This window comes from Streptomyces sp. NPDC002795 (assembly GCF_042888725.1).
GTDB lineage: Bacteria > Actinomycetota > Actinomycetes > Streptomycetales > Streptomycetaceae > Streptomyces.
This window is the reverse complement of record NZ_JBIAQB010000001.1, coordinates 347231-372852: the sequence shown is the minus strand read 5'-3', so window position 1 is coordinate 372852 and position 25622 is coordinate 347231. Positions and strand designations below refer to the sequence as shown.

At 71.9% G+C, this 25622-nt stretch carries 27 protein-coding genes; 15 read left to right on the top strand and 12 right to left on the bottom strand.

What is annotated here, in order from left to right:
- Positions 1–19 precede the first annotated feature (19 nt).
- Positions 20–1417 carry an ABC transporter substrate-binding protein gene (locus tag ACFYWS_RS01605; protein WP_389268330.1) on the top strand — a complete coding sequence of 466 codons (1398 nt, stop codon included), beginning with the start codon at positions 20–22 and terminating at the stop codon, positions 1415–1417.
- Positions 1414–2544: a lytic transglycosylase domain-containing protein gene (locus tag ACFYWS_RS01600; RefSeq protein WP_389268328.1), complete on the top strand. Its 1131-nt coding sequence runs from the start codon at positions 1414–1416 to the stop codon at positions 2542–2544. Before ACFYWS_RS01605 ends, ACFYWS_RS01600 begins: the two co-directional genes overlap by 4 nt.
- A 2-nt stretch (positions 2545–2546) precedes the next feature.
- Here ACFYWS_RS01600 and ACFYWS_RS01595 read toward each other — a convergent pair whose 3' ends face one another.
- Positions 2547–3497 carry a MerR family transcriptional regulator gene (locus ACFYWS_RS01595; RefSeq protein WP_389268326.1) on the bottom strand — a complete coding sequence of 317 codons (951 nt, stop codon included), beginning with the start codon at positions 3495–3497 and terminating at the stop codon, positions 2547–2549.
- 70 nt (positions 3498–3567) lie between these two features.
- On the opposite strand from ACFYWS_RS01595, the gene ACFYWS_RS01590 reads away from it, so the two are divergent.
- Positions 3568–5064 carry an alpha/beta fold hydrolase gene (locus ACFYWS_RS01590; protein ID WP_389268324.1) on the top strand — a complete coding sequence of 499 codons (1497 nt, stop codon included), beginning with the start codon at positions 3568–3570 and terminating at the stop codon, positions 5062–5064.
- A gap of 19 nt (positions 5065–5083) precedes the next feature.
- Here the strand turns inward: ACFYWS_RS01590 and ACFYWS_RS01585 are convergent, their stop codons facing one another.
- Positions 5084–5959, bottom strand: a complete 876-nt coding sequence (locus ACFYWS_RS01585) for a LysR family transcriptional regulator (protein WP_389268322.1) — start codon at positions 5957–5959, stop codon at positions 5084–5086.
- 68 nt (positions 5960–6027) lie between these two features.
- On the opposite strand from ACFYWS_RS01585, the gene ACFYWS_RS01580 reads away from it, so the two are divergent.
- Positions 6028–6897, top strand: a complete 870-nt coding sequence (locus ACFYWS_RS01580; protein ID WP_389268320.1) for a DMT family transporter — start codon at positions 6028–6030, stop codon at positions 6895–6897.
- 15 nt (positions 6898–6912) lie between these two features.
- Here ACFYWS_RS01580 and ACFYWS_RS01575 read toward each other — a convergent pair whose 3' ends face one another.
- From ACFYWS_RS01575 to ACFYWS_RS01565, 3 genes are read right to left on the bottom strand one after another with little or no spacing between them, the layout of a single operon-like run.
- Positions 6913–7494 carry a phosphotransferase family protein gene (locus ACFYWS_RS01575; RefSeq protein WP_389268318.1) on the bottom strand — a complete coding sequence of 194 codons (582 nt, stop codon included), beginning with the start codon at positions 7492–7494 and terminating at the stop codon, positions 6913–6915.
- Positions 7495–7544: 50 nt separating this feature from the next.
- On the bottom strand, positions 7545–8396 hold the full coding sequence (locus ACFYWS_RS01570) for an NAD(P)H-binding protein (protein ID WP_389268316.1): 852 nt from the start codon (positions 8394–8396) through the stop codon (positions 7545–7547).
- Complete coding sequence (locus tag ACFYWS_RS01565; protein ID WP_389268314.1) at positions 8393–8818, bottom strand: nuclear transport factor 2 family protein; 426 nt, start codon at positions 8816–8818, stop codon at positions 8393–8395. The genes ACFYWS_RS01570 and ACFYWS_RS01565 overlap by 4 nt, the downstream gene beginning before the upstream one ends.
- 97 nt (positions 8819–8915) lie before the next feature.
- Here ACFYWS_RS01565 and ACFYWS_RS01560 point away from each other — a divergent pair, with 97 nt between their 5' ends.
- Complete coding sequence (locus tag ACFYWS_RS01560; RefSeq protein ID WP_389268312.1) at positions 8916–9512, top strand: TetR/AcrR family transcriptional regulator; 597 nt, start codon at positions 8916–8918, stop codon at positions 9510–9512.
- A gap of 15 nt (positions 9513–9527) precedes the next feature.
- Here ACFYWS_RS01560 and ACFYWS_RS01555 read toward each other — a convergent pair whose 3' ends face one another.
- A complete protein-coding gene (locus tag ACFYWS_RS01555) occupies positions 9528–10367 on the bottom strand; it encodes a helix-turn-helix transcriptional regulator (protein WP_389268310.1) in 840 nt (279 codons plus the stop codon).
- A gap of 129 nt (positions 10368–10496) precedes the next feature.
- Between ACFYWS_RS01555 and ACFYWS_RS01550 the strand changes: the two genes are divergently transcribed.
- Both ACFYWS_RS01550 and ACFYWS_RS01545 read left to right on the top strand, forming a co-directional pair.
- Entirely contained in the window at positions 10497–11435 is a 939-nt protein-coding gene (locus ACFYWS_RS01550) for an SDR family oxidoreductase (protein ID WP_389268308.1), read from the top strand.
- A gap of 45 nt (positions 11436–11480) precedes the next feature.
- Positions 11481–12389, top strand: coding sequence for an NAD-dependent protein deacetylase (locus ACFYWS_RS01545; protein WP_389268306.1), 909 nt, complete (start codon positions 11481–11483; stop codon positions 12387–12389).
- A gap of 71 nt (positions 12390–12460) precedes the next feature.
- Here ACFYWS_RS01545 and ACFYWS_RS01540 read toward each other — a convergent pair whose 3' ends face one another.
- Positions 12461–13357: an alpha/beta hydrolase gene (locus ACFYWS_RS01540; protein WP_389268304.1), complete on the bottom strand. Its 897-nt coding sequence runs from the start codon at positions 13355–13357 to the stop codon at positions 12461–12463.
- Positions 13358–13467: 110 nt separating this feature from the next.
- Here ACFYWS_RS01540 and ACFYWS_RS01535 point away from each other — a divergent pair, with 110 nt between their 5' ends.
- Positions 13468–14331, top strand: a complete 864-nt coding sequence (locus ACFYWS_RS01535) for an IclR family transcriptional regulator (RefSeq protein ID WP_389268302.1) — start codon at positions 13468–13470, stop codon at positions 14329–14331.
- Positions 14332–14347: 16 nt separating this feature from the next.
- Here ACFYWS_RS01535 and ACFYWS_RS01530 read toward each other — a convergent pair whose 3' ends face one another.
- From ACFYWS_RS01530 to ACFYWS_RS01520, 3 genes are all read right to left on the bottom strand, one after another.
- Positions 14348–15502 (bottom strand): LLM class flavin-dependent oxidoreductase, encoded by a 1155-nt coding sequence (locus ACFYWS_RS01530; RefSeq protein WP_389268300.1) that lies wholly within the window; start codon positions 15500–15502, stop codon positions 14348–14350.
- 166 nt (positions 15503–15668) lie between these two features.
- Positions 15669–16496 carry a phosphotransferase enzyme family protein gene (locus ACFYWS_RS01525; RefSeq protein ID WP_389268298.1) on the bottom strand — a complete coding sequence of 276 codons (828 nt, stop codon included), beginning with the start codon at positions 16494–16496 and terminating at the stop codon, positions 15669–15671.
- 2 nt (positions 16497–16498) lie between these two features.
- Entirely contained in the window at positions 16499–17284 is a 786-nt protein-coding gene (locus ACFYWS_RS01520) for an SDR family NAD(P)-dependent oxidoreductase (protein ID WP_389268296.1), read from the bottom strand.
- Between the two features lie 258 nt (positions 17285–17542).
- On the opposite strand from ACFYWS_RS01520, the gene ACFYWS_RS01515 reads away from it, so the two are divergent.
- Together ACFYWS_RS01515 and mftR are read left to right on the top strand one after the other, a co-directional pair.
- Positions 17543–17851 carry a hypothetical protein gene (locus ACFYWS_RS01515; protein WP_327674687.1) on the top strand — a complete coding sequence of 103 codons (309 nt, stop codon included), beginning with the start codon at positions 17543–17545 and terminating at the stop codon, positions 17849–17851.
- Positions 17852–17886: 35 nt separating this feature from the next.
- Positions 17887–18519 (top strand): mycofactocin system transcriptional regulator, encoded by a 633-nt coding sequence (mftR, locus tag ACFYWS_RS01510; RefSeq protein WP_389268293.1) that lies wholly within the window; start codon positions 17887–17889, stop codon positions 18517–18519.
- A gap of 9 nt (positions 18520–18528) precedes the next feature.
- On the opposite strand, the gene mftG is transcribed toward mftR, so the two are convergent.
- Positions 18529–20094, bottom strand: coding sequence for a mycofactocin system GMC family oxidoreductase MftG (gene mftG / locus ACFYWS_RS01505; protein WP_389268291.1), 1566 nt, complete (start codon positions 20092–20094; stop codon positions 18529–18531).
- Positions 20095–20253: 159 nt separating this feature from the next.
- Here mftG and mftA point away from each other — a divergent pair, with 159 nt between their 5' ends.
- Genes mftA through mftF form a run of 5 tightly spaced genes read left to right on the top strand, consistent with a single transcriptional unit; the run spans position 20254 to position 24684 of the window.
- Positions 20254–20400, top strand: a complete 147-nt coding sequence (gene mftA / locus ACFYWS_RS01500; protein ID WP_389268289.1) for a mycofactocin precursor MftA — start codon at positions 20254–20256, stop codon at positions 20398–20400.
- Positions 20385–20717, top strand: a complete 333-nt coding sequence (gene mftB / locus ACFYWS_RS01495; RefSeq protein ID WP_389268287.1) for a mycofactocin biosynthesis chaperone MftB — start codon at positions 20385–20387, stop codon at positions 20715–20717. The genes mftA and mftB overlap by 16 nt, the downstream gene beginning before the upstream one ends.
- Entirely contained in the window at positions 20714–21934 is a 1221-nt protein-coding gene (gene mftC / locus ACFYWS_RS01490) for a mycofactocin radical SAM maturase (RefSeq protein WP_389268285.1), read from the top strand. The genes mftB and mftC overlap by 4 nt, the downstream gene beginning before the upstream one ends.
- Positions 21935–21974: 40 nt before the next feature.
- Positions 21975–23159: a pre-mycofactocin synthase MftD gene (gene mftD, locus ACFYWS_RS01485; RefSeq protein WP_389268283.1), complete on the top strand. Its 1185-nt coding sequence runs from the start codon at positions 21975–21977 to the stop codon at positions 23157–23159.
- A complete protein-coding gene (mftF, locus tag ACFYWS_RS01480; protein WP_389268281.1) occupies positions 23152–24684 on the top strand; it encodes a mycofactocin biosynthesis glycosyltransferase MftF in 1533 nt (510 codons plus the stop codon). The genes mftD and mftF overlap by 8 nt, the downstream gene beginning before the upstream one ends.
- Here mftF and ACFYWS_RS01475 read toward each other — a convergent pair.
- Complete coding sequence (locus tag ACFYWS_RS01475; RefSeq protein ID WP_389268279.1) at positions 24566–25552, bottom strand: hypothetical protein; 987 nt, start codon at positions 25550–25552, stop codon at positions 24566–24568. The two genes, mftF and ACFYWS_RS01475, sit on opposite strands and share 119 nt — an antisense overlap.
- Positions 25553–25622: the final 70 nt, after the last annotated feature.

Genomic DNA, 25622 nt, shown 5'->3' with positions numbered 1-25622 from the left:
CCTGCTCCGGAGGAGAACCATGACCCCAACCCGTACACGCGCCACCCTGGCGGCCGTGGCGGCGCTGAGCCTGGTGCTCGCCGCCTGCGGCAGCCGGGTCGACCACGACACCGTCGTACGTTCCGTGGGCAGCGGCGGGAAAGTCGCCACCGACGCCGCGGGCTCGGACACCGGAGTCGGCGCCGACGGCTCGTCCGACACCCCCGCACCGGGCGACGAAGGGAAGACCGACGGTGAGCCCGGCAGCGGCACCGGAACCAGTGTCGGTGGTGGCTCCGCCTCCGGCGGCGGAGGCGATGGCGGAAAGACGGGAGGTGGCAAGTCCGGCGGTGGACCCATCGTCATCGGCAGTGTCGGCACGACATCAGGACCCGGCGGCGTCGCCTTCGCCCAGGGCCCGCGCGCCCTCCAGGCCTGGGCGGCGAGCGTCAACGCGGCCGGCGGCATCGACGGCCGCAAGGTCCAGGTCCTCGTCATGGACGACGGCGCCGACGCATCCAAGGGCCGCAGCCAGATGCAGGAGCTGATCGAGCAGCGCAAGGTCGTCGCGATCGTCGCCTCGTTCACCACCACGCAGACCATGAACGCCTGGAAGAGCTACGTGGAGAAGAAGCAGGTCCCCGTCATCGGCGGCGACTGCTCGACCACCGCGTGGACCGCGAGCCCAATGCTGTTCAGCGAGTGCCCCGGCACCAACTCCGCGCTCGACGGCCTCGCCCAGATCGGCGCGAAGTACGGCAAGGGCAAGAAGCTCGGCGCCCTGTTCTGCACCGACTCCGACGCCTGCACTCATGTGCACGAGCGGTTCTTCGGCAGCGGGAACGCCGCCAAGCGCCACGGCCTCGACCCCGTCTACAACGCGAAGATCTCCGTCACCCAGCCAGACTTCACGGCCGAGTGCATCCAGGCGCGCAACGCGGACGTCGACCTGATGCTGGTCACCGGCGACCCCAACACCGTGAACCGGGTCGCCTCGTCGTGCAGCCGGCAGAACTTCACCCCGCAGTTCCTGCAACCGGGCGCCACCGTCGACGGCACCACCGCCTCCAAGCCGGGCCTGAAGAACGTCCTGGCGGCGACCCCGGTGTTCCCCTTCAAGGGATCGTCGGCGGCCGGCTTCGGCCAGTTCGACTCCGCCTGGAACAAGTACGGCGGCGGCAAGGCGCCGGGCCCCTCGGCCGCGCAGGGCTGGGCCTCGGCGAAGGTGTTCGAGAAGGCGGCGCGCGGCGCGGGCGACATCACGCGGGCCGGACTGATCAAGGAGCTTCGCACCTTCCGCGGCCAGCGCCTCGACGGCCTGACCGTCCCGCTGACGTACACCAGCAAGGGCTCGAACGACACCAAGTGCGCCTTCGGGATGCGCGGTTCGGGCGGCCGGTGGACGGCGATGTCCGGTGGAAAGGCGTTCTGCTGGTGAGCCGCCGCAGTCTGCTCTGGAACCAGATCCTCACCGGGGCGGTCGCCGTCGCGGCGACGGGCGGCATGGCGACGGCGACGGTCTGGCAGCTGGCGGACATGGCACCGGTGTCGGCCACGAGCGCCCCGCCGCCCGGCTCGCAGGCGGGCGGCGGCAGCCCGCCGCTGTACCCGCAGACGCCCACGGAGATACCTGGGACGCGACCGGTGCCGTTCAAGAGCGAGAAACGCGACGGCGGTCAGGCCCCGAATGCGCTCCCGGCCCTCCCGACGACGCACGGGATCCCCGGCCGTGTCCTCGCCGCCTACCGGGCCTCGGTCAAGGACCTCGCGGCCGAGTCACCCGAGTGCGGGGTACGGATGCCGCTGCTCGCGGCGATCGGCCGGGTGGAGTCCGGGCACGCACGCGGCGGCGCCCTCGACGGGACAGGACGTACGCGAACTCCCATACTCGGCCCGCGACTTGACGGCAGCCCGGGCGTGGCCGCCATCCATGACTCGGACAACGGCGCCTGGGACGGCGACCGGACCTGGGACCACGCCGTGGGCCCCGCCCAGTTCATCCCGTCCACATGGCGCCGTTGGGGCAGCGACGGCAACGGCGACGGCGTGCGCGACCCGCACCAGATCGACGACGCGTGGCTGTCGGCGGGCCGCTACCTGTGCTCGGCGGGCGGCGACCTGACCCGGGACGCCGGAATCCGCAGGGCGGTGCTCGCGTACAACCACTCCGATTCCTACCTGGAGTTGGTGCTGAGCTGGATGCGGGTCTACGGGGACGGCGCGGTGCCGACGGCGGGAGCACCGGGAAGCGGCGACAGGCCGGGCGAGCCCGGGACCTCCGAGAGGCCGGACAAGGGCAAGGGCAAGGAGAAGGGAGGCGGCAAGCAGAAGGGGGACGGAGGCAAGGGGGACGGAGGCAAGGGTGGCAAGGAGTCGGGCTCCCCCTCGTCCACGCCCAGCCCCTCGCCGTCGGAGCAGCCGTCGGACGGTGGCAAGCGCCCGTCGAAGCCCAAGCTGCCGAGCCTGCCCACCTTCCGGCTGCCGACCTCCGGCCACACACCCTCGCCACTCTTCCCCTCACACAAAGCCGGAGCCGAAGCCGAGGCCGAACCCGACCGGACGTGAGGTCAGGCGTCGGCGAGCTCCGTGTCCAGCGCCGCGAGGAGCCAGTCGTGGGCCGTGCCCGGAGTCGGCTCAGGGCGGGCGCCGTCCGGGGTGGTCAGCTCCGCCACCAGGTCCCAGTACCGGTCGAGGCGCGGATCGGCCGCGAGCTGCCGGGCGAGGCCGCGGCGGAAGGCCGGTGTGTCGCGGGACCCGGTCACACTCGCGTACGTCGTGACGAAGCAGTCGAGCGCCTCGCCCGGAGCGGGGGCGCCGCCCGCCCGCATCGGCTTGGCCGCCAAGTCGTACGACTCGGCCAGCCCCGCGTACAGGACAGCGGATTCACGCGCGCCCACCGTGCTGTGCGCGGCGGGCTGGGTGGGCGCGGCTCCCGGCGTACACGGGCGTGACACCAGCGCGCACAGCCGGGCGAAGGCGAGCACCTGGGCCGGGGACGGGGAGTCGGGAGGGGCCGGAACGGTCGCCTCCAGGAAGGCCGTTCGAGACGCGACCGGCATTCTCGGCGGCAGCCAGGCCCGCCAGAACCTGGCCAGTGGCGCCGTGCTCGGCGGCGTATCCAGAGCGCCGACGAGCCGCAGCCGGTCCGCCCGCTCCTGCGGCGGGCACTCCTGAACGAGGCGCAGCGCCGCCTCCTGCCAACGCAGCGCGCTGAGCCGGGAGCCGAGCGTGCGCAACTGCCCCGCGACAGCGTCCTCCAGCGCCCCGTCCGCCCCCGCCCGCTCGTCGACGATGCGACGCACCTCGGGGACGGGCAGGCCCAGACCGCGCAGCGAGCGGATCATCCGGAGCCGCTCCAGGGCGTCGGAGCCGTACCGGCGGTGCCCGCCCGTGCTGCGGGCGCGCTCCGGGAGCAGACCGTTGTCGGAGTAGAAGCGGACGGTCTTGACGGTCGCGCCCGCCTGCTCGGCGAGCTCACCGATGCTCCACAGTCCGTCGGATGGTGCTGTCCCGGGCACTTGAACCTCCCTCAGGGGGAGTTCCTAACGTACCTCCCACCACCGACAACCACAGATGGAGGACGTGGAGATGACGGAGTTCGTGCTGGTACCTGGCCTGTTCACGGGCCCGGACGCGTGGCGGGAGACGGCCGGGAAACTGACGGCCGAGGGCGCGAAGGTCCACGTGGTGGACCTCGGCGCGGCCACGGACCTGGAAGCGCATATCGCGAGGGTCGTCGCGGCCGTCGACACCATCACAGAGGGGCAGGACATCGTCCTCGTCGGACACGACTACGGTGCGTATCCGGCGGTGGGCGCGGCGGACCGGCGGGCCGAGCGGATCGCACGGATCGTGTACCTCGACACGGGACCGGTGCAGGACGGCGCCGTCGCCCTCGCCGCGGTCCCCGACCAGGAGCTGCGCGAGCGCCTCGCCGAGGAGGGGGCAGGCGGGGGAGAGCTGGCGGCCCCCTCCCGTTCCCGGGAGGAGTGGCGACGGTGGGGGAGCACCGCAGGTGTGTCGGACGAGGCCCTGGACCGGCTGGCCGCGCTCGCCTCGCCCCAGCCGCTCGCCACCCTGCTGCAACCACTGCGTCTGACCGGCGCGGGGAAGGGCCTGCCGACAACAGGGGTGCTCTGCGCGGACAGCGGAGCGACCATCGACACTCTCCGCATGCTGCTCAGCTTCGGCGACCCGACGATCAAGGCGCTCGTCCGCCCGGACGTCACCTTCTTCGAACTGCCCACCGGGCACTGGCCGATGCTGTCCTGCCCGGACGAGCTCGCCGACGTGCTCCTGCGGGCGGCGGCCGACGAAGGCACCCGGCTCGAAGCCGTGGACGAGGAGGAAGCGGCGCAGCCCGGATACCTCGGGCCGTTCCTCCTGGACGTACCGGAGATCCCGCGCGAACGGCGCGGTGCCATCGACCTGTACGTCCCCGAGGGCGCGTCGGCGGAGCCCCGCCCGGCGGTCGTGATCGTGCACGGCGGGCCCGTGCCGGAGGACGCGCGACCGACACCGCGTGACTGGCCGACCCTGATCGGGTACGCCCGCCTCGCGGCATCACGAGGCGCGGTCGGCGTCACCCTCGACCACCGGCTGCACGCGGTCACCGCGTATCCGACGGCGGCCGAGGACGTGGCCGCCGCGGTGGCCGAGGTGCGCGCCGATCCGCGGGTCGACGCGGACCGGATCGCGCTGTGGTTCTTCTCCGGCGGCGGCCCGCTGACGGCGCCCTGGCTGAGCGAGGCCCCTGCGTGGCTGCGCTGCCTTGCGGCGGGCTACCCGATCATGGCGCCGCTGCCCAACTGGGGCGTGAACGACCCCCGGTTCCGGCCTGCGGACGTGGTGGCGCGCGGGGGGACGCCGCCGTTCGTCCTCGTCCGGGTCGGCCGCGAGGCCCCCGCGGTGGCGGCGACGGTCGCCGAGTTCGTCCGGGCGGCAGAGGCGGGCGGCGCGCCGGTCGAGGTGATCGACGTACCGGACGCGCCGCACGCTTTCGAGGGCCTCGACCACAGCGACCGCGCGCAGGAGGCGGTGCGGGAGGCGATGGGGCGGGTGCTGGGGCGCTTGGGACTGGAGTGAGACTCGGGCGCGCCCGGGGTCAGCCGCCGTACAACTCGCCGAGCAGCGCGATGGCCGCGTGCGTACTGGGATGGGGGTCCCGCTCCTTCCATATCACCCGCACCGGTACCGGATCCGCGCCCGACACCGGGCGGAAGACGACGCCCTCGCGCCGGTACTGGGCGACGGTGGCCTGCGGGGTGACCCCGACGCAGCGGCCGGTGGCGATCGCGGCGAGCCAGTCGTCGACGTCGGCCGTGTACTCGACGTCGCCGTGCGGGTCGCCGGGCCACAGGTCGGTGGTGGTCGTCCCGGTGCGCCGGTCCACGGCGACGGTGCGTTCGCGGATGTCCGCGAGGGGGATGCGGCGGCGCCCGGCCCAGGGGTCGTCGGTGGCCATGACGGCGTAGCGGGGTTCGTGGCCGACGACCGCCGAGGCGTAGCGCCTGCGCAGGTCGGCCCGGTGGCGTACGACGGCCAGATCGCAGGCGCCCTCGGCGAGCCCGCCGGTGGGGCTGTTGTGCCGCACCAGGAGCAACTCGACGTCGGGACACCGCTGGTGCCAGCGGCGCTGGAACTCGGTGGTGTGCCGCCCGAACGCTCCCCAGGCGTGCCCGATCCGCAGCCGCGTGTGACCCGTGGTGGCCTCGCTCACGAGGTTCTCGGCCTCGGTGAGCAGTTGCCGGGCGCGGTGGACGACGCGGATGCCGGTGGTGGTGGGTGTGACGGTGCGGCTCGTGCGGTGCAGGAGGCGTACGCCGAGCACGGTCTCCAGCGCGTGCAGGGTGCGGGACACCGAGGCCTGGGAGACGCCGAGCTGGATCGCGGCGTCGGTGAAGCTGCCCGTGTCGACGATCGCGAGCAGACAGCGCAGATGCCGCAGCTCGAGCCCGGCGAGGCCACGTCCTTCATCCATACGCCCAGCGTATCCGAGCGACACCGTATGCATTTTGCGTATGCGCCGGCCGGGTCGAACCTCACACCATGTCGACCCCACCCCACCCCTCCTCCTCGCAGCCGACCCGCTCCGCCGGTGTCGCGCTGATGCTCGGCAGCGGCCTGTCGAACCAGGCCGGCGCGTCCCTGGGAGCCCTGGCCTTCCCCGTACTCGGTCCCGCGGGCGTCGTGGCGGTACGCCAATGGGTCGCCGCCGTGGTGCTGTTGACGGCGGGCCGCCCGCGCATACGGAGCTTCACCGCCTCGCAATGGCGCCTCGTCCTCGCCCTCGCCGCGGTCTTCGCCACGATGAACCTGACGCTGTACGTCGCCATCGACCGGATCGGCCTGGGCCTCGCGGTCACCCTCGAATTCCTCGGCCCGCTCACCGTCGCCCTCGCCGGAACGCGGCGCCGCCTCGACCTGCTCTGCGCCCTGGCAGCGGCGGCGGCCGTCGTCGTGCTCACCCGCCCGCGGCCGAGCACGGACTACCTCGGCATCACGCTCGCCCTGGTCGCAGCGATGTGCTGGGGCTGCTACGTCCTGCTCAACCGCGCCGTGGGCCACCGTCTCCCCGGCCTCCAGGGCTCGGCCGCGGCGGCCGGTGTCTCCGGCCTGCTCTACCTGCCGATCGGCATCACGGTCCTGTACCTGCACCCGCCGACCCTCACGGCACTCCTGTGCGCCCTGGCGGCGGGCATCCTGTCCTCGGCGGTGCCGTTCCTGTCCGACCTCCTGGCACTGCGCCGGGTCCCCGCCCGCTTCTTCGGCGTCTTCATGAGCGTCAACCCGGTCTTCGCGGCCCTCGTCGGTCTCCTCGTCCTGGGCCAACACCTCGACCACGCCGCGTGGTTGGCGATTGCCGTGATTGTGGGGGCGAACGCGGTGGTGGTGGGGACTTCCACCACTCGTACGTAGGTTGCTCAACGGCCATCAATGGGAGGAGGAGGGGCGGACGCCGGGCAACTCGTCCCACGCGGCCGTCACGGCAGCCCGCTCCCGCCACTGCCGTGCACCCGGCCCGTCCGCCTCCCACCGCTCGCAGAACCGACGGAGCTCCTCGCACCAGGCCAGATCCTCCACCGGAGTCCCGAAGTGAGCGAACTCCCAGTCGACCACAGCTGTGGCCTCGAAGGTGCCGGGGTCGAGGAGCAGGTTGTTGGGGCCGAAGTCGCCGTGTACGAGGACCTCGCCCGCTCTGCGGGTGCCCAAGTCCCTTACGGGCGGCGTGAGTGCCTGGATGCGGCGCAGGAGCTTCCCGCAGCTCGCCATGACCTCCGCGGCGTGCCCGGCGTCCAGCAGTTCCTGGCCCGGGGTACCGGCCAGGAACCCGAGTTTCAGGGTGGTCGCGGTCGCGCCGAGTACCGGAGGTGCGGGCAACTGGTCCTGGAGGTGGGGGAGAAGCGCGCGCTCGCGGCGCAGTCTCAGTGCGGCGTCGGGGCCGGCGTAGGACTTCTTCACGACCGTGCCGTCGGCGAGCGTGCGGTTGGTGTAGCCGTGTTTCAGCGGACGCATGTGCAGATCATCCGCCAGAGGTGGTGCGTCGGCCACGGGATTGTGGCGGGTCAGTTGATGTCTCGCATCTCGCGTTCCAGAAGCGCGCGGAAGCTGCGCGGGGGACGTCCGGTGATGCGCTGGACGGTGTCGGTGGTGCGGTCCTCCGCTCCCTCGGCGATCGCTCGGTCCATGGCGGCCAGCATCGCGGCGAACTCTTCCGGGATCTCCGTCGCGAGGCGGTCGCGCTGCTGCTCGTAGGAGAGTTGACGGTGGGTCACAGGGTGGCCGGTGACCTCGGTGAAGAGGGCGGCGACGTCACCGTAGGCAAGGGACTCGGGGCCGGTGAGTACGAGATCGGTGCCGGGCGCGGCGTCGTCGGTCAGGGCGCGGACGGCGACGGCCGCGATGTCCTCGGCGTCGACGAAGCCGACCCGGCCGCTCCCGGTCGCGGTCCGGATGACGCCCTCCTCGCGGATGCTCACGGCGTGGGCGTGCGTGCCGGTGAAGTTCTGCATGAACCAGGAGGGCCGTAGCACCGCCCAGTGGTCGAAGAGCTTGGGCAGCTCCTGGTGGACCGCGCCGACCGCCGGTCCGCCCTCGGGGATGGCCGAGGAGCTCAGCAGCACCGCGCGGTGGACTCCGGCGGCGCGGGCCCGATGGAGGAACGGCAGCATGACCGCCGCCGGGTCGGGCTCGCCCACCGGCGGTACGAGGTAGACACGGTCGACTCCGTCGAGGGCGGCGTCGTGGGTGGTGGGCCGGTACCAGTCGAAGGCGACCGGCTCCGTGCCGGGGACCGGGGTCGCGCGACGGCTGGCGGTCTTGGTGCGGTGGCCGGCAGTTGTGAGGTGCGCGGCGACGCGGCTGCCGGTCGTGCCGGTGGCGCCGATGACCAGTGTGGTGGCGGTGGCGGTGGTCATCGGGCGCTCCCGGCGAAGTCGGCGCCGTCCTGTTGGACGGCGAGGGGGTTCCAGTAGTCGCGGTAGGACGTGATGTGTCCGTCCTCGACCGTGACGACGGCGATGTAGGTCATGTCGAAGGGGCCGTCCGTCTCCACCAGGCGTCCGACGCCGCGCATCTCGACCACGATCGTCCGCGGGTCGGTGGTCTGGAGGATGTGCAGTTCGGGGAACTCGTGCAGGTCGATGTGGTCGGGATAGTGGCGCATGTACGACGCGACGGCCTCCCTGCCGTCCAGTCGCCGCGGCCAGCCCGGGGGAGCGAAGGGGAACTCCATCACGCCGTCCTCGGCCCACAGGCCGACCCAGTCGGCGATGTTCTTGTCCAGGAGCAGTTTCAGGCTGTGGCGGAAGAGCTCCGCCGGAGCGGTCGGTGCGGACATGGGTGTCTCCGTCTCATAAGCTCGTAGAATACGGACCGGGGGTCCGGTTTCAATGTAGCGGACCGTGGGTCCGTTTCGCAATGAGAGGAAGAAGCGCATGCCCGAGCGCAAGCCACGCAAGGATGCCGCCCGTAACCGGGAGGCCGTTCTTGCGGCCGCCGACGCGCTGTTCGCCCGGGGTACGAGTCCCGAGGACGTCACCATGGCCGACATCGCGGCGGAGGCCGGCGTCGGCAAGGGCACGCTCTTCCGGGCCTACGGCGACCGGTCCGGGCTGCTCCGCGCGCTGTACGAGGCGCGGCTCGAACCGGTCACCGAGGCCGTCGAATCCGGCCCGTCGCCCCTCGGCCCCGACACCCCGCCGCAGGAGCGGGCCCTTGCCCTGCTCGACGCCGTGCTGTGTTTCAAGCTGGACAACCGGCGCCTCGCGCTGGCCCTGGAGGGAAGCGGAAGCGGCAGCCCGTACCGGGCAGTGCACTACGAGCGGTGGCACGGCCTGCTCCAAGCCGTGCTGGAGGAGATTCCGGGGCTGAGCGGGGCCGGTGACTTCACCGCCCACGCCCTGCTGGCCGCCACGCGGGCCGACCTCGTCGAGCACCTGGCCGGACAGGAGCACGTGGAGCGTGAGCGGATTCGGACCCAACTCGCGGACTTCGTCGCCCGCGTCACGGCCGGCGCGTCGAACGGCGGCTGAGGCGCGGCCGCCGTCTCAGCGCAGCGCCTGCGCTCCTATGACGGACAGCAGTTGCAGCTTCTCGTGGCTCTCGCTGCCAGGGACGGCCGTGTAGACGAGGAGCAGGTGCGACTGGCCAGGGTCGACGAGTGTCTGGCACGTCAGTTCCAGGGCGCCGACCTCGGGGTGGACGAAGTGCTTCACCTCGTGGGGACGGATGCCGACCTCGTGGTCGTCCCACACCCGGCGGAACTCCTCACTCTGCGCGAGCAGCAGGTCGGCGTAGTGGGCCGCGCGGGAACCTGGCCCCCGGAGCGTCGCCACCCCGCGCAGGCCCGAGACGAACATGCGGGTGAGGAAGGCGTGCTCCTCGGGGGCGTAGAGCTGCCGGGTGGTGGGGTCGGTGAACCAGCGGTAGCCGATGCTGCGGGCCGGGCCCGTATAGGCGGTCTGGTCGCCGGTGAGTGCGATGCCGAGGGGGGTCTGGCGCAGTGTCTCGCCGAGCTCGGTGACGATCTCCGCGGGGGTGTCGTGGAGGCGGTCGAGGACGCGCAGCAGGCCGGGGCCGATGTGCGCGCTGTCCGCGCCGCGCGGTGGCGGGGTATGTCCGGCGAGCAGGAACAGGTGGTCGCGCTCGTCGAGGGAGAGGTGGAGGCCCTGCGCGATGGAGGCGATCATCTGCTCGGACGGATGGGGCCCGCGTTCACGCTCAAGGCGTGCGTAGTAGTCGGTCGACATGTGGCACAGCGCGGCCACTTCCTCCCGCCGCAGACCGGTCGTCCTGCGGCGTCGTCCGCGCGGGAGGCCCACGTCCTCGGGCTGCAGCGACTCCCTGCGGCGCCGGAGGAACTCCGCGAGGCCGGTCCTGTCGATCACCCGTGCCTCCGTCGCCGTGTGTGACTGTCCTGACCTCCCTTTCTACCGTCCGCACGGCGCGGTAACCACGGATTGTCGATCCCCCCTTCACCGGTTGCCGTCACCGCGGCGCCGGTCGAAGCTCTGGGCATGCCACGCAAACCCATCGACATCACCGTCCCCGACCTGTCCGGCAAGCGCGCCGTTGTCACCGGAGCGAGCGACGGCATCGGGCTCGGCCTCGCCACGAGGCTCGCCGCGGCCGGCGCCGAAGTGCTCCTGCCCGTGCGCAATCCGCGCAAGGGTGAGGCCGCGCTCGCCACGATCCGCGAGAAGGCCCCGCACGCGAACGTGTCGCTGCGCGAACTCGACCTGTCCTCGCTCGAATCCGTCGCGGCCCTCGGCGACATCTTGCGGGAGGAGGGCCTGCCGATCCATCTCCTCATCAACAACGCCGGCGTCATGACCCCGCCCGACCGGCAGACCACCACCGACGGCTACGAGCTGCAGTTCGGCACCAACCACCTCGGCCACTTCGCGCTGGTGGCCCACCTGCTGCCGCTGCTCGGCGCCGGCCGGGCACGGGTGACGTCACAGGTCAGCGTCGCGGCCAACCAGGGCGCCATCAACTGGGACGACCTGAACTGGGAACGCTCCTACGACGGCATGAAGGCCTACAGCCAGTCGAAGATCGCGTTCGGTCTCTTCGGCCTCGAACTCGACCGCCGCAGCCGGGCCCACGGCTGGGGCATCACCAGCAACCTCTCCCACCCCGGCGTCGCCCCGACGAACCTGCTCGCCGCACGCCCCGAGGTCGGCCGTGCCAAGGACACCATGGGCGTACGCCTGATCCGGACGCTGTCCGCCCGCGGCATCGTCGTCGGGACGGTGCACACGGCGCAGCTTCCCGCCCTCTACGCCGCCACCTCCCCCGGCGCCGAACGCGGCCGGTTCTACGGGCCGCGCGGAATCGGGCACATGGGCGGCCCGCCCGCGGAACAGAAGCTCTACTCGCGTCTGCGCGGCACCGAGGAGGCGCAGCGGGTCTGGCAGATCTCCGAAGAACTCACGAAGGTGACCTTTTCCTGAGGTGACCAGGGGCATGCGGACGACAGCGTACGTAAGCTGGCTCGCATGCGTACCCGCCCCACCCTGACCTGGGAACCGTCCGGCGATCTGCCGCCCGCCACGACCGACCTGGCACCTGTCGTCGAGGCCGTGCGCGCGGGTGGGGTGGTCGTGCTGAGCGGGGCCGGGCTCTCCACCGAGTCGGGCATCCCGGACTACCGCGGGGAGCACGGATCGCTGCGGCAGCACACCCCCATGACGTACCAGGAGTTCACCGGCAGCGAGCAGGCCCGGCAGCGGTACTGGGCCCGCAGTCAGCTGGGCTGGCGCGCCATGATCAGGGCCCGGCCCAACGCCGGCCACCTCGCCGTCGCCGAGCTGGCCGAATCCGGCCTGGTCACGGGCGTGATCACGCAGAACGTCGACGGCCTGCAACAGGCCGCCGGCGCCCCGGACGTCATCGAACTGCACGGCAGCCTGACCCGCGTGCTCTGCCTGCACTGCCGCGCCTTCACCACCCGCGCGGAAGTCGACCGGCGACTGCGCGAGGCCAACCCGCACTTCGAGGCCGGAGCCGAGCGGCACCGGTCCGCTCGGGTCAACCCGGACGGCGACGTGGAGCTCCCCGACGAGGCCGTGCGCGACTTCCGGGTGGTGCCGTGCGCGGCCTGCGGCGTCGGGGTACTCAAACCCGACGTCGTCTTCTTCGGCGAGAACGTTCCGCCCGACCGGGTCGCCGCCTGCCGCGAGCTCGTCGCCGGGGCCACCTCGCTGCTCGTCCTGGGCTCCTCGCTGACCGTCATGTCCGGCCTGCGCTTCGTGCGCCAGGCCGCGGACGCCAGAACCCCGGTCCTGATCGTCAACAACCAGCCGACCCGCGGCGACCGCTGGGGTGTGAGGGTGGAGCTGCCGTTGGGGGAGGCGCTCAAGGATGTGGTGGCGGGCGTGCGCGAGTCACGCTCTTCTTCAGGGTGAGTCGCGCCCCACTCCTCGCGCCAAGGACCCCGTGGCGAGGGCGGCCTTGCCGGTCGGACGGCCTGCGCCGGTCATGACGGCTCCTTCGCCAGCAGGGGGCGGACGAACCGTGCGACGACGTCGAGTGTTTCCGCCGACGCCGGCAGATCCAGGAAGACGCTCGGCCACGCGTGCGGCACCCCGGGAACGTACGAGGCGGATGTCGCCACACCGGCCCGGGCGAGCGCCGAGCCGAAGGCTACGGAGTCGTCGAGCAGCACCTCGTCCGTGCTCGCGCACAGCAGTGTGGGAGGGAACGCGTCGAGGTCGCCGAGGAGCGGGGAGGCCAGAGGATCGTCCGCCGGATGCCCCTGAAGGTACTGGTCCGCCGCCTGCCGGGCCGCGTCGAGGGAGAACAGCTGGTCCGTCGCGGCCCGCGAGCGGTAACTCCCCGCCGCGCAGCGCAGATCGAGCCACGCGGACAGCAGTACGAGCCCGCCCGGGACGCTCACGCCGGACCGCGCACACGCCACCACGAGCGCGGCCCCGAGCCCACCGCCCGCCGAGTCACCGAGCACCACGGGAGGGGCGTCGGACTCGGACAACAGCCGCTCGTACACCTGCGCAGCGTCGTGCGGCGCCGCCGGGAAGGGATGTTCCGGCGCGAGCCGGTAGTCCGCGGCCACCACCCGGGCGCCCGTCGCCACGGCGAGCCGCGCCGCGAACGCCGTGGACAGGGCGACGGACCCCAACCGGTAGCCGCCGCCGTGGAGGTACAGCGCGGTGCCGCGCGCCTGGGGCGGCGCACACACCACGCAGGGCACGTCCCCGTACCGCACGTCGCTGATGTCCACACCGGGGTGCGCGGGCCGGGGCAGGGAATCCATCGACGCACGCCGCTCGGCGAGTTCGGGTGGCGTCGCCTGCGTGGACGTCCTGACCGGCGGCAGCTGCCAGGTGTACGAGGAGGGGGCTCCGGTGGATGTCATGAGTGGGGTCCCTTCGTGATGTGCATCGGTCGTCTCCATGAAAGATTCTTCGGCAGGACGAAATCCCTGGTAAATGCGATACGTTGCAGCGATCTCCGGAGGAGGACGTGATGGCGCGACCGGCACCCGCCGCCGCGAAGGCGCTGAAGATCATCGACCTGCTGGTGTCGCACCGCGGCGAACAGTTCACGATCTCCGACATCGCCCGGCGCACCGGGAGCAGTCTCGGCTCCGCCCACGCGGTGCTCGCCGTCCTGGAGGAGAGCGGCTATCTGACCCGGCACCCGGGCCGCCGGACCTACGGACTGGGACCCGCCCTGGTGAGCGCGGGCATGGCGGCCCTTGAGCAGCATCCGGCGATCCGGGCCGCCGCCGAGCGGATCGGACCGCTCGCAGCCGAGCTCGACGCCGATGTGGTGGTGAGCGCGGGGACCCCCACCGAGATCGTGTCCGTCGCCGTGGGCGGGACGGGGTCGCGGTACGGGCCCGGATTCCGGGAGGGCGAGCGCGTGCCGCTCATGCCGCCGCTCGGCCTCGTGTTCATGGCGTGGGCGCCTCGTCCGGAGGTGGAGTCGTGGCTCGCGCGCGCCCCGGAGGCGGTGGACCGCGAGCGGGTCGAACTGGCGCTGACAGTGGTGCGCGAGCGCGGCTATGCGCTCGGTCTGGCGCCGTCGGCCCACCGGGCACTGAAGGGCATGAAGGCCGAGGACCGGCCGGCGGACCGGGACGCGTGGACCGGGACGGCGTCCTTCGACGACGACTACGACCTGCCGTCCGTCGATCCCGAGGGGGAGTACGACCTCGGGATGGCGTCGGCGCCGGTCTTCGACGCCGACGGGCGGGTGCTCGTCGCCATCACGGCATCCGGGTTCTCGCCCGGCCTCAGTGGCAGGGAGACCGTCCGCGTCGCCGAGTGCGTGCGGGCGTGCGCCACCGTGGTGACCAAGCAGACGCGCGGCCGGTTCCCTCTGTAGCGCCCGTCCGCTCTGGTCAGGCACCGCCGAAGAGGGCCTCGTAGTCCACTCGGTGGCCCCGCCGCTCCAGCTCGGGGATGACGCGGGTGCCGAGAAGTTCGAGGCTGCGCATGACCTTCTCGTGCGGCAGCGTGCCGAACTGCGTGTAGCACAACAGCTGGTCGACACCGGCCTGTTCGTACCTCAGGATCTTCTCCAGGCACTCCTCGGGCGTCCCCACGATGATCATGTCCTGCTCCGTGTACTTCGCGAGGTCGATCTCGCCCCGCATGGTGGGCCGCAGCAGCGGGAACGCCTTCTCCTTCTCCTCCTCGGGCAGATGCGCCAGCTCCCATTCGAGGGTGAACTCGGCGAGGTTCTGGTACCACCACTTCACCGACTCCCACAGCCCGTAGCGTGCGGCCTCCTCAGGGTCGTCCGTGCAGTGCACCAGCGTGTAGGCGCCGACCCGGTCGTTGACGGCCCGGGGCAGCGGCGCCACGCACTCGGCCTGGCCCGCGCGGTACACGGCGATCTGCTCGGCCATCTTCTCCACGGGCTGCATCAGCGCGAACGACAGCAGTCCGAGACCCAACTTCCCCGCGTTGTGGGCGGATTGGGAGCTGGCGGCGGCCAGCCACGCCGGCGGGTGCGGGTCCTGGAAGGGGCGCGGGGTGATGAAACGCTCGGGGAAGTCGATCGTCTCGGACTTCCACTTCAGCTTCTCGTGCGTCCACGCGGCGATGACGAACTCGAAGGCCTCCCGCCACATGTCCCGGGAGCGGTCGTCGGCCGGGACGCCGAACGCGAGTTGCTCGTTGGGTGTCGAGCGGCCCGATCCCCATTCCACCCGGCCGCCGCTGAGTACGTCGACGGTGGCGACTTTCTCGGCGACGCGCACCGGATGCTGGAACCCGGAGGGGAGCAGGACCACGCCGAAGCCGAGCCGGATGTTCTCGGTGGCCTGGGACAGCGCCCCGAGGATGGTCTCGTTGGACGGGGACGCGGACCGGCCCTTACGGAAGTGGTGCTCCACTACCCACGCGGTCTGGAAACCGAGCCGGTCGGCGAACTTGATCTCCTCGATCGCCTCGGCGTACGTCTGCTGCTCGGCCCGCTTCTGCCCGAGCGGGAACGGCTCGGCGGAGGGGCCGATCTTCGGCTGGAACTCGTAGAGCAGATCGAGCTTCATCGCATCTCTCCTTCGCGAATTCGCCACCGGTCTCGACCGGGAGAGGCCACGTGCTTTTCGCTATTGCGAAACAGCCTTCGCTGACGAGGTGAGTGTGTGACCCTCACCGTCAACTGTCAAGAAGAGACGGCCGCATGGGGCCGAGGCGGCGGCGCCGCACGTGTGATCAGCCGAGTGCCGCGCGCAACCGGCCGAGCCACTCACGGCCCATGCGCCGCCCGCCGGGGTACTGATCGTCCCGGTCCCAGCGCCATGTCGTGACGATGGCGAGCACCAGGATCCGACACGCGCGCAGCACCTCCCGGTCGACTCCCGGGTAGTGTGCCGCGACCTCCTCGGGCGCATGAGCGAGGTCGAGTTCGACCGGCCCCCGGCAACATGTCTCCAGGTCGATGAAGAGGATCCCGTCCCGCGTGCCGAGTACGTTGCCGGGATGCGGCTCCCCGTGCAGCAACTGGTCGCCGCCGCCGCGCTCGCCGATCGTCCGCACCGTGCTTCGCAACGCATCGGTGAGCAGCTTGCGGTCCGCGTCGCTGAGATCCGGCGTGCGTTCACGGTCCGCCAACAGCCGCTGCGCGTGGGCGACACGATCCGTGAAGTGCGGTGCCTGCGCGTCGGCCTCGCGCATGCCGGCATGCAGTCGCGCGAGCGCGTCGGCGTAGTCGACCGGCGGGAGATCAGGCGGCGCGACGGACTCGTAGTAGGTCCACAGCGTGACGACGAACCCGTCCCGTTCGTACGTACGCGGCTCCACCCGCGGTTCGAGCGCGGCCACCGGACACCCGGCCCCGGCAAGCCGCTGCGCCAGCTCGACCTCGAACTCGGCGACCTGATCGTCGACCGGTGCCACCCGGGCCAGCACGTCACACGGCAGCAGCCGCAAGCTGAGCTTGTTCGAGTCGTGCAGAACGACCGCGTCGGCGATGTCCAGCCCAAGTGACGAGGCAACCGACCTGGCCGCGTTCACCGCACGCGAGGCTTCGGATCTCTGCATCCTCAGACGGTATAGCCGCCATCCACCGCCAGGTGCTGCCCCGTGATGAACCCGGCCCGGTCCGAGGCCAGGAACGCGGTCGCCTCCGCGATGTCCTGGGCGTCGCCGAAGCGGCGCAGGGGGATGTTGCGGCGGGTCACCTGGAGCGCGGCGTCGTCGAGTTCGCCGTCCTCGATGAGGCGGGCGGCGATGCCGTCCGTGAGCATGCCGGGGCCCACGCAGTTGAAGCGCACCCCGTAGCGGCCCTCCTCGGCCGCGAGCGCCCGGACCACCGCCTCCACGGCGCCCTTCGTGCCCGAGGACAGTCCGTCGCGGACGGGGTAGCGCCGGGTCGCCGCCGTGGTGATCGCCACGACGCTGCCGGCGGACGCGCGGAGGGCGTCGAGTGCCGGGTGGACCAGGTTGTAGAAGGCCAGAGTGTCGGCGTGCAGTTGGTGCCGGTACTGGGACGGCGGGACACGGCTCAGGTGCACCATCGGGACGTGCGGGCCCGCGGCGTGCACGAGCGTGTGCAGCGCGTCGAACCGGTCCACGGTCGAGCGGACGGACGAGGCCGCGTCGTCCTCGTCCGTCAGGTCCGCCCGCACGTACTCCACCTGCGCGCCCTCCGCCCGGAGTTCGGCCGTGAGGGCCTCGGCGGACTTCTCGTTCGAGTGGTACGTGAACACCACCCTGCTGCCGCGCCGGGCCAGCGTGCGGACGATCGCCGCGCCGATGCCGCCGGTGCCGCCCGCGACGAGCGCGGCGCCCTCGCGGGTGCCGAAGTCCTGGTTGCCGTCGTCCGTCAACTCGTCAACTCCCTCACAGGTTCAACGACTTCGCGGTGATCGCCTTCATGACCTCGCTGGTACCCGCGCAGATCCGCATGATGCGCGCGTCCGCGCCCGCGATCCTCGTACATCCTCGTACTGTGCGAACCGGGGGGAGCGCACCTGGGACCCGAGCGGTGGAACCGGCCCCACAATCGCGTCATGAAGGACACCATGGGGAGCAGACCCCGCCCGTCAGCGGGTGGGCGACCGCACGCACCCCACGGAGGACTCGACATGCTGCTCGCCGCCGACAAGGGCGACATCACCACGATCATCGGGGGCATCGCCCCTGACTGGGGCCCGTTCGGGACCCTGGGCGCCGAGGCGAAGACGATGATCCAGGTCGTCATGGCCGTCGCGATCCTGCTCTGCCTCGGCGTCGCGATCTGGGGCGCCGCCAAGCAGCGGATCGGTGCGACCGCGCTGCGCGACACCTTCAGCGCCGAACAGGGCAAAGGCCTGATCATCGCCGGGCTCACCGGGGTGTTCATCATCGGCTCGCTCGGCACCGTCTTTACCATCGTGTACGGCATGGCCGTCTGAACGCCGACGAGGGGGCCCTCGACGAAGGAGCGGATGTGGAGTCGCCGACGAGCAGCGTGGCCGAACAGGTCGTCCGTGCGCCCAGGGGCGGCCGCCCGCGCGCCACGACCCGGCCCGACCTCGAACGGATCGGCTTCGAACTCTTCGCCCGACAGGGCTACGAAGCGACGACGGTGGACGACATCGCGGGCGCGGCCGGCATCGCGCGGCGGACCTTCTTCCGCTACTTCGCGTCGAAGAACGACCTCGTGTGGGGCGACTTCGAGCAGCAACTGGCCGGGTTCCGTGAGCTGCTGAACGCCACTGGTGCCAGCGTGCCGGTCATGACGGCGCTGCGCGCTGCCGTCGTCGACTTCAACCGGTTCGACGCCACCGTCGTGCCCTGGCACCGGCAGCGCATGCAGCTGATCCTGACCGTGCCCACCCTCCAGGCCGACGCCACCCTGCGGTACAGCTCATGGCGCGCCATCGTCACGGACTTCGTCGCCCGCCGCCTCGGCCTCACCGCGTCCGACGCACTTCCCCGCCTCTTCGGTCACACGGCCCTGGCGGCGGCGGTCACGGCGTACGAGCACTGGCTCGCGGTGCCGGAGGCGGAGTTGAGCGAGCTGCTCGACACGGCGATCCGGCGGCTCGAGGACGGGCTCGGGGCGGCATCGTCCGCGTAGTCGGCGCGCTCAAGTCAGCTCGTGGCGCATCGCGTCGGCGATCAGCTCCCCGATCAGCACAGCCGTCGCGGCCGGGCCACGGTGTGGTGTGTCCGGCAGCATGGACGTGTCCGCCACCCGCAGCCCGCGTATCCCGTGCACCTGCCCGTACTGGTCGACGGCGGCATCCTCCGGGTCGTCGGCGGGGCCCATCGGGACGGTTCCGCAGGTGTGTTGGGCCGTACCGAGATGGTCGTCGACCCATGCGTCGAGCGCGCGGTCGTCGCGGAGAACCTCGTGCCCGGGAGCGAGCAGACCGCCGCCGGAGACCTCGGTGAACGGCGCGGTGTCCAAGAGGTCGGCCGTGACGCGGACGGCCGCGCGGAGGCGCCGAAGGACCTCGCCGTCGCGCAGATAGTCGTAGTCGACGGCGGGGGAGACCGCGGGATCGGCGGAGAGCAGCCGTAGTCGACCGGTGGGGCGCGGTGTCTGGACGGAGGCGAGGAACGAGAGCGGAGCGCCCGGCGCGCGTACGGTCCCGCCGACGAGCCCCGCCATCGGCACCAGTGACTGGAGGACCTCGATGTCGCCGGGGCGACCCGGTTGGGAACCAGGGGAGTTGAGGTTCAGGCAGCCGCCGAGCCAGCTGCTGGTGGGCGGGTCGAAGTCGTCGTGGGGCTGCCAGTCCAGGACCAGTTGCGGATGGTCGGACAGGCGGGCGCCGACAGCGGGCGCGTCGCGGACGACGGGAACCCCGGCCCGTTCGAGATCCGCTCGCGGCCCGATACCGGAGAGCAGGAGCAGATGGGGCGTGACGAGCGCACCGGCACTCAGCACCACGCACCCGGCGTCGAGCGTCTCCCGTCGGCCTTCGCGCTCGACCACGACCCCCGTGGCGCGTCCGCGCTCGACCACCACCCGCCGAACGGAACAGTCACCCCGCACGGTGAGGTTCGGCCGTTCGAGAACCGGCGCCGACAGATAGGCGAGTCCCGTGTTGCGCCGCACACCGGCGACAGAGTTCGACGGCACGGGGCCGAACCCGGGCGGGCCCTGGTCGTTCTTGTCCGGCTCGGCGGTGAAACCCAGCTCCCGGGCGGCGTCGCGGAAGGCCACGGCGGCGGGGTGGGCGAGCGGTTCGCGCGCGACGGGCATCGGCCCACCGCCCCCGTGGACCTCACCCGGGCCGAAGTCGAGATCGTCCTCCATGGCGCGCAGCGACGGCAGCACCCGTTCGTACGCCCACGCGGGATTCCCGGCCCCGGCCCACCGGTCGAAGTCCGCACGCCGGGCCCGGACGAAGTACCCCCCGTTGACCGTGGTGGAGCCGCCCAGCACCCGCCCGCGCGGCACCGACCACGGCCGCCGCGGAGTGAGCCGTACGGCATGGGAGGACGTGGCGGGATGGCCAGGCTGCGCGCCCGGTACGAGCCGCGCGTCCAGCAGTGCCGGATCGAACGCCGCCGACACCGGACCGGCTTCCACGAGCAGCACGCGCCGGTCGGCGTCCTCGCTCAGCCGCGCCGCCAGCACGGCACCCGCGCCACCGGCACCGACGACCACCACATCGTGGCGGGCACGCGGGATCGCAGGCATCGGAACCATTGGAGCCATGGGACGGGATCCAATCCCGCCGCGACGGCAGCGCGCAAGGCCCCGTCGGCGCACGGACCCTTCCTTTTGGCATCGCATGCCAATACTCTCGAACCCGTTCGCGCACACCCTCAACCACCCACCGGTATCAGGGAGTTCCGCATGAACACACAACTCGAAGCCACCCGTGCCCCAGAGGCGCCCGACTCCTCCGCCGCTTCGACCGAAGAACCCCTCATCGAGCCCCTCATCGAGGCCGACGACCTGGTCGAAGAGGTCTCGATCGACGGCATGTGCGGCGTGTACTGACCGTGGCCGCCCCCGTCTCCGCTTCCGCGCTCGATGCCTCCGCGCTCGACCTGGACCGCGCCTGGGACGTGCACCCCCAGGTGTCGGTCAGGCCCGAACCCTTCGGCGCGCTGCTGTACCACTTCGGCACGCGCAAACTGTCCTTCCTCAAGGACCGGGGACTGCTCGCCGTCGTCCTGGCGCTCCCGGACTCGCCCACCGCACGCGCCGCCTGCGCGAGCGCGGGCGTCGCCGACGCGGACACGGCGAGGTACGCGCGCGCCCTCGCCGTCCTGGCCCGCTCGTCGATGCTGGTCGAAAGGAGCCCGACACCGTGACCCCAACTCCCGTGGCAGCCAAGCCCGGTGCACGCCTGGTCGACCTCTTCGAGTACGGCCTCGACGCGCCGATCTGCCTCACCTGGGAACTCACCTACGCCTGCAATCTGTCCTGCGCCCACTGCCTGTCCAGCTCGGGCCGCCGAGACCCGCGCGAACTGTCCACCGCCGAGGCCAAGGCCGTCATCGACGAGCTGGAGGCCATGCAGGTCTTCTACGTCAACATCGGCGGTGGCGAGCCGACCGTGCGCCCGGACTTCTTCGAGCTGCTCGACTACGCCACCGCCCACCACGTCGGCGTCAAGTTCTCCACCAACGGTGTGCGCATCACCCCGGACGTCGCCCGGCGCCTCGCCGCCAACGACTACGTCGACGTACAGATCTCCCTCGACGGCGCCACCGCCGACGTCAACGACGCCGTGCGCGGCCCCGGTTCGTACGACACCGCACTGCGCGCCATGGGACACCTCGCCGACGCCGGCATGAAGAACTTCAAGCTGTCCGTCGTCTGCACCCGGCACAACATCCCGCAGATGGACGACTTCAAGGCCCTCGCCGACGAGTACGGCGCCCAACTCCGCCTCACTCGGCTGCGCCCCTCCGGCCGAGGCGCCGACGTATGGGACGAGCTGCACCCGCTCCCTGCCCAGCAACGGCAGCTCTACGACTGGCTGGTGGCGCACGCCGACCAGGTCCTCACCGGTGACTCGTTCTTCCACCTGTCCGCCTACGGTGAGGCGCTGCCGGGGCTGAACCTGTGTGGTGCGGGCCGTGTCGTGTGCCTCATCGATCCGGTCGGTGACGTGTACGCCTGCCCGTTCGCCATCCACGACGAGTTCCTCGCGGGCAGTGTCCGCGACACGGGTGGCTTCGCCGGTGTGTGGCGGGAGTCGGAGCTCTTCCTGCGGCTGCGTGAGCCGCAACAGGGCGGGGCCTGCGCGTCCTGCACGTTCTACGACACCTGCAAGGGCGGCTGCATGGCCGCGAAGTTCTTCACCGGCCTGCCGCTCGACGGCCCCGACCCGGAGTGCGTCCAGGGCTACGGGGAGCGACTCCTCGCGGATCGCGAGCGGGACGGCGGCACGATCCCGAAGCCGTCCGGAGACCACTCCCACCGCAAGAGCCGCACCGGCCCCGTCGTCGTGCCGCTCACACGGCGGCCACCCGTGTCGGAGTGCGACGAGAGCCCGGTAGCAGGAATCAGCCCGGCCACCTGACGCATTCAGCACGGCCACCTGACGAGGAGACAGCCGCCCCATGGCAAGAAACCCATGGTTCGAAACGGTCGCCGAGGCCCAGCGACGCGCCAAGAAGTACCTCCCCAGCAGCGTCTACGGCGCCCTGGTCGCCGGCTCGGAACGCGGCCGCACCATCGACGACAACATCCGGGCCTTCGCCGAACTCGGCTTCGCCCCACGGGTGGTGGGCCACCACGCCGAACGGAACCTGACGACCACCGTCCTCGGCGTGGAGTCCGCGTTCCCGGTGCTGATCTCGCCGACCGGCGTGCAGGCCGTCCACCCGGACGGCGAGGTGGCCGTGGCCCGCGCCGCCGCCAACCGGGGCGTCATCATGGGACTCAGCTCGTTCGCGAGCCGGTCCGTGGAAGAGGTCGCCGAGGCCAACCCGAACACCTTCTACCAGATGTACTGGATGGGCAGCCGCGACTCCATGGTCCAGCGCATGGAGCGCGCGAAGGCGGCCGGGGCCAAGGCGCTCATCGCCACTCTGGACTGGTCGTTCTCCAACGGCCGCGACTGGGGCAGCCCACCGATCCCCGAACGCGTCGACCTGCGCACGGCCATGAAGTTCGCGCCGGATGTACTGCCGCACCCGCGCTGGCTCCTCGCCTTCGCGAAGTCCCGTCGCGTCCCCGACCTGACCACCCCCAACCTCCGAGCTCCTGGCGGGCAGGCCCCGACCTTCTTCGGCGCCTACGGCGAGTGGATGCAGACCGCCCCGCCCACCTGGGACGACGTGCAGTGGCTGCGCAAGGAGTGGGGAGGCCCGTTCCTGCTCAAGGGCGTCAGCAGGGTCGACGACGCCAAGCGGGCCGTCGACGCCGGTGTCACCGGCATCTCCGTCTCCAACCACGGCGGCAACAACCTCGACACCACCCCCGCCACCATCCGCCTCCTGCCGTCCATCGCCGAAGCGGTCGGCGCCGACATCGAGGTCCTCCTCGACGGTGGTGTGCGGCGCGGCGGCGACGTCGCCAAGGCCCTCGCGCTCGGGGCCCGAGCCGTCCTCGTCGGCCGCGCCTACCTGTGGGGCCTGGCCGCGAACGGGCAGGCGGGCGTGGAGAACGTCCTGGACATCCTGCGCGGCGGCCTCGACTCGGCGGTCCTCGGCCTCGGGCACGCCTCCGTCAACGAGCTGAACCCGGACGACCTGGCCGTCCCGGACGGCTTCACCCGCACCCTCGGAATCCCGCGTGCGTGAACCGGTGGAACCGGCACGGAGCCGCACGACCCTCCCGTACGGGTACGTCGTCGAGCTCGACCGGCACACCCGCGTCCTCGACAGCGGGCGCGCGCTGCTGGGTGGGTATCCGACACGTCTGCTGCGGCTCACACCACGCGCCCGTGACCTCCTGGCCGGGCGCACCCTGCGCGTACGTGACCGGGCGGGCGCGGTCCTCGCCGACCGGCTGCTCGCCACCGGCCTCGCCCACCCGGTGGTCACCGAGCTGCCGCCCGCCGACCCGAAAGGCACGGTCACGTACGTCATCCCCGTCCGCGACCGCCCCGAGCAGCTGGAGCGCGCGCTCGCGAGCATCCGTGCCACCACGGCAGACGCCCCGGTGATCGTCGTCGACGACGCCTCCCACGAACCGGCCCCCGTAGCCGCCGTGGCCGCACGCCACCACGCGCGCGTACTGCCGCTCCCGGCCAACCTCGGCCCGGCCGGCGCGCGCAACGCCGGGCTGCGCGAAGTCACCACGCCGTACGTGGTGTTCGTCGACTCGGACATCGCCCTCGCGCCCGACACGGTGGACGTCCTGCTGCGCCACTTCGCCGACCCGGCCGTCGTGATGGCCGTGCCGCGGATCAGCGCACTGCCCGGACCCGGCGCCGAGCGCTGGCTGGGCCGCTACGAGAGCGCCCGATCCTCCCTCGACCTGGGCCGCCACCCGGCCGCCGTGCGCACCGGCACCCCCGTCTCCTGGGTCCCCAGCGCCTGCATGCTCGTCCGCACCGACGCGCTCACCCAGGCGGACGGCTTCGACGCCGGGATGCGGGTGGGGGAGGACGTCGACCTGTGCTGGCGGCTGACCGCGGACGGCGGACGCATCCGCTACGAACCCGCCGTGCGGGCCGCCCACGAACACCGCGTCGAACTCGCCGACTGGTTCCGCCGCAAGGCCGTCTACGGCACCGGCGCGCACCCCCTGGCCCGCCGCCACCCGGACAACATCGCCCCCGCGGTCCTCGCGCCGTGGAGCGCGGCCATGCTCCTCGCGCTGCTCGCTCAGCGCCGCTGGTCGCTGCCCGTGGCGGGCGGACTCGCCGCCGTCGCCACCGTCCGCAACGCCCGGAAACTGCAGGGCATCGACCACCCCCTGCGGCACGCGGCCCGCCTCACCGCCCTCGGCTCGCTCGCGTCGCTCACCCAGGGCACCGCGCTGCTCACCCGCCACTGGTGGCCGCTGACAGCCGTGGGCTGCCTGGCCTCGCGCCGACTGCGCCGGGCCACGGCCGTCGCTGCGGTCACGGACGTCGCCCTGGAAACCCTCGGACGCGGCCCGAAGACCACCCGCCTCGACCCCGTCCGCTACGCGGCCGCGCGCCGCCTCGACGACCTCGCGTACGGCTCCGGGGTGTGGCTCTCCGCGCTCAAGGGCCGCTCTACAGCTGCGTTGCGCCCTCGGATCGTGCGGGCCGCCGCCCGTCACCGTTCCCCGCTTCCTCAAGAGCGCGCATGTCCCCGTGAAGACGCGCGACCCCGGCGCACACCAGCGGCATGACCAGCGGCGGCAGCAGAAGCAGGGCCACCGCCGTGGGGAAGAGGATCATGAATACGCCGGTCATCCACACGTTGTCGCCGTTGATCCACAACATGCCGAGCCCGGCGTAGTGGTTCAGGGGGCCGGCCGCGAACACGACCACTACGTAGGCGAGCACGGCCGCCGCGCAGGACAGCAGACCCAGGCCGAACGCCCGCAGGCGGGCGCGCCGGGTCAGCACCCAGGAGCGCCACACCGACACGAACGGGTTCCGGCGTTCCAGCACCGTCTCGGCGGTGGCCCCGGACAGCCGGAACCAGACCAGCGGGCCGAGACACCAGATGACGATCGGCAGCACCCAACCCACCAGCGTGTACTGCCAGGACGCGGTCTCGCCCAGGGGAGTGGGCTCGACGCCGGGAACGTCGTGCATGTCGACCAGGGTGAACAGGTACAGGCCCGCGAACACCACCATCGCCACGAACAGGCCGGTCAGGAAGTTGGTCACGACGGCGGCGAACAGGCGTGGACGGGTGCGCCGCCACAACTCGCCGACGGACAGCGACCCGCCGTCGCGCCGCGCGTGAGAACTGCCGACCGCGTACGCGCTGTGGAGCACGGAGACGACGACCAGCGCCAGCAGGAGGAACACCGGCGCCGCCACGACGCCGGCGGCCCGCACCGATTCCAGGCCGCCGTCGGCGTACGCCACGTAGGAGTCCTCGTTGGCTATGTTGCGGTCCGCGTACTCCCGGACGTTTTCGAAGTCGTCCCATGCCGCCGCGAACGCGCCGGCGAGGATCGCGAACCCGAGCACGGCGGTGGCCAGCGACACCCAGAGGGTGAAGCGGTACACCGTGCCTCGGTAGGGCCTGACGTTGTTTTCCATGGTCGGGCCCTACCTCCGTGCGGTACCGCGGTCGTGTGCTTGTGGCGATCAAGACGCACCATGTGACGGG

Bases quoted from the DNA above. Each gene is read 5' to 3' on its own strand.
- ACFYWS_RS01570 (WP_389268316.1), bottom strand. From the start codon at position 8,396: ATGACCACCGCCACCGCCACCACACTGGTCATCGGCGCCACCGGCACG.
- ACFYWS_RS01540 (WP_389268304.1), bottom strand. From the start codon at position 13,357: ATGACATCCACCGGAGCCCCCTCCTCGTACACCTGGCAGCTGCCGCCG.
- ACFYWS_RS01535 (WP_389268302.1), top strand. From the start codon at position 13,468: ATGGCGCGACCGGCACCCGCCGCCGCGAAGGCGCTGAAGATCATCGAC.
- ACFYWS_RS01525 (WP_389268298.1), bottom strand. From the start codon at position 16,496: ATGCAGAGATCCGAAGCCTCGCGTGCGGTGAACGCGGCCAGGTCGGTT.
- ACFYWS_RS01580 (WP_389268320.1), top strand. From the start codon at position 6,028: ATGTCGACCCCACCCCACCCCTCCTCCTCGCAGCCGACCCGCTCCGCC.
- mftA (WP_389268289.1), top strand. From the start codon at position 20,254: ATGAACACACAACTCGAAGCCACCCGTGCCCCAGAGGCGCCCGACTCC.
- ACFYWS_RS01475 (WP_389268279.1), bottom strand. From the start codon at position 25,552: ATGGAAAACAACGTCAGGCCCTACCGAGGCACGGTGTACCGCTTCACC.
- ACFYWS_RS01575 (WP_389268318.1), bottom strand. From the start codon at position 7,494: ATGCGTCCGCTGAAACACGGCTACACCAACCGCACGCTCGCCGACGGC.
- mftG (WP_389268291.1), bottom strand. From the start codon at position 20,094: ATGCCTGCGATCCCGCGTGCCCGCCACGATGTGGTGGTCGTCGGTGCC.
- ACFYWS_RS01565 (WP_389268314.1), bottom strand. From the start codon at position 8,818: ATGTCCGCACCGACCGCTCCGGCGGAGCTCTTCCGCCACAGCCTGAAA.
- ACFYWS_RS01590 (WP_389268324.1), top strand. From the start codon at position 3,568: ATGACGGAGTTCGTGCTGGTACCTGGCCTGTTCACGGGCCCGGACGCG.
- ACFYWS_RS01585 (WP_389268322.1), bottom strand. From the start codon at position 5,959: ATGGATGAAGGACGTGGCCTCGCCGGGCTCGAGCTGCGGCATCTGCGC.
- ACFYWS_RS01545 (WP_389268306.1), top strand. From the start codon at position 11,481: ATGCGTACCCGCCCCACCCTGACCTGGGAACCGTCCGGCGATCTGCCG.
- mftD (WP_389268283.1), top strand. From the start codon at position 21,975: ATGGCAAGAAACCCATGGTTCGAAACGGTCGCCGAGGCCCAGCGACGC.
- ACFYWS_RS01605 (WP_389268330.1), top strand. From the start codon at position 20: ATGACCCCAACCCGTACACGCGCCACCCTGGCGGCCGTGGCGGCGCTG.
- ACFYWS_RS01515 (WP_327674687.1), top strand. From the start codon at position 17,543: ATGCTGCTCGCCGCCGACAAGGGCGACATCACCACGATCATCGGGGGC.
- ACFYWS_RS01560 (WP_389268312.1), top strand. From the start codon at position 8,916: ATGCCCGAGCGCAAGCCACGCAAGGATGCCGCCCGTAACCGGGAGGCC.
- ACFYWS_RS01530 (WP_389268300.1), bottom strand. From the start codon at position 15,502: ATGAAGCTCGATCTGCTCTACGAGTTCCAGCCGAAGATCGGCCCCTCC.
- ACFYWS_RS01550 (WP_389268308.1), top strand. From the start codon at position 10,497: ATGCCACGCAAACCCATCGACATCACCGTCCCCGACCTGTCCGGCAAG.